The sequence below is a fragment of the Okeania sp. genome, from assembly GCF_983059655.1.
Genome location: NZ_CEZPJD010000138.1, coordinates 1 through 1,322, shown reverse-complemented (window position 1 = coordinate 1,322; position 1,322 = coordinate 1). Strand labels below are relative to the sequence as shown.

Here is a 1,322-nt window from a genome sequence, read left to right as displayed (position 1 = left end):
TTTTAAGTCAAAAGTCAAAAGTTAAAAGTTAAAAGTAAGAAAGAGGAATATGCTGTATAAATTATGCAATTACTGATTTTATTTATTGGTGAAAATGAACAATTTGACCAAAATAAACTGGTAGATATTGTTAAAAATATCCCAGGAATTGAAAATATCCGAGAAGGAGAATTTGTCGGTTATATCCTGGAGTTTGAATTTAGGGAGGAAGCTCACACGGATTATGGCACGGATATACGGATTAAGAGTCTACTACAGTGCGTTTGAGTGGCGATCGCGAAACTATTAGTATTTCTGGGCTAGGAAATGCTAGTTTAAAAATTGCTTTGTCAATTCAAAAACGCTATCCTCAACCAATTATCGCCGTGGATTCCGATTACAGTTTTGAGCTAGTTTTAGATAAGATAAACTCCCTCGAACAACTGAGTCAAAAAATCTTAGATTCGTCTTATCAAACAGTTAGTTAGGATTAATTTTTTCAGTAACATCGTGGTAGGCAATAATGTACAAAAAACAAGCAGCAGATACAACAATAGAAGCTGAAAAAATCTGGTTTGAACTCATAGGTAAAATGCCTATAGAAACGAGAATAATGCAACATCATAGATCATCTATTCAGTCACAACAAATTTGGTGGGCTTTATTTAAACAGCAACATAATAATCTCACCAATAAACAACTCAAAATAGAGTATATAAAATTAAAATTAGGAGAGGAATATTGCTCAAAAAATAAATTAATTGATAATAATTTTATGATTATTTCTGAAATAGATTTAGCTGTAACCCTTGGTGAAATATTAGATAATTTGAACATTCCTTACTATTTAGGTAGTGGTCTTGCTAGTTCCTTCTGGGGAGAACGGAGACAAACAGAAGATGCTGATATTGCAGTAATTTTAGAACCAGAAAAAGTAGAACAATTAATAGCAGCTTTAGCAACAGAATTTTATGTAAGTGAAGTTGCTATAGATGATGCTATGAGGGGTAGTACTAATACCTTTAATGTTATTCACACAGCATCAGTAATCAAAGCTGATATCTATCCTATTAAACAATCTAATGATTTTGATTTGTCAGCAATGTCGCGCCGGAAAAAAGTGCAACTATTTTCTACAAATAAATTGATTTATATTGTTTCCCCTGAAGATATTGTTTTACAGAAATTAAGATGGTACAAAATTGCAGATAATTATTCTCAAAAACAATGGCGCGATGTATTAGGAGTTTTAAAAGCTAGAAGAAAAATATTAGATTTTGACTATTTGAAACTGTGGAGTAATTATCTAAAATTAACTCCAGAATTAGAAAAAGCTTTTGATG

3 protein-coding genes are annotated in these 1,322 nt (G+C 31.3%); all 3 read left to right on the top strand.

All coding sequences use genetic code 11. From position 1 onward, the window contains the following. Positions 1 to 63: 63 nt before the first annotated feature. Entirely contained in the window at positions 64 to 267 is a 204-nt protein-coding gene (locus AC3DU7_RS10370) for a hypothetical protein (protein ID WP_488039272.1), read from the top strand. After that, the gene (locus tag AC3DU7_RS10365) at positions 258 to 467 is read left to right on the top strand and encodes a hypothetical protein (RefSeq protein ID WP_488039271.1); all 210 of its coding nucleotides are present in this window, start codon (positions 258 to 260) and stop codon (positions 465 to 467) included. Before AC3DU7_RS10370 ends, AC3DU7_RS10365 begins: the two co-directional genes overlap by 10 nt. Positions 468 to 502: 35 nt before the next feature. Next, positions 503 to 1,322, top strand: an 820-nt coding sequence (locus tag AC3DU7_RS10360) for a hypothetical protein (protein WP_488039270.1), incomplete at its 3' end; no start/stop codon positions are given.

Bases quoted from the DNA above. Each gene is read 5' to 3' on its own strand.
- AC3DU7_RS10370 (WP_488039272.1), top strand. From the start codon at position 64: ATGCAATTACTGATTTTATTTATTGGTGAAAATGAACAATTTGACCAA.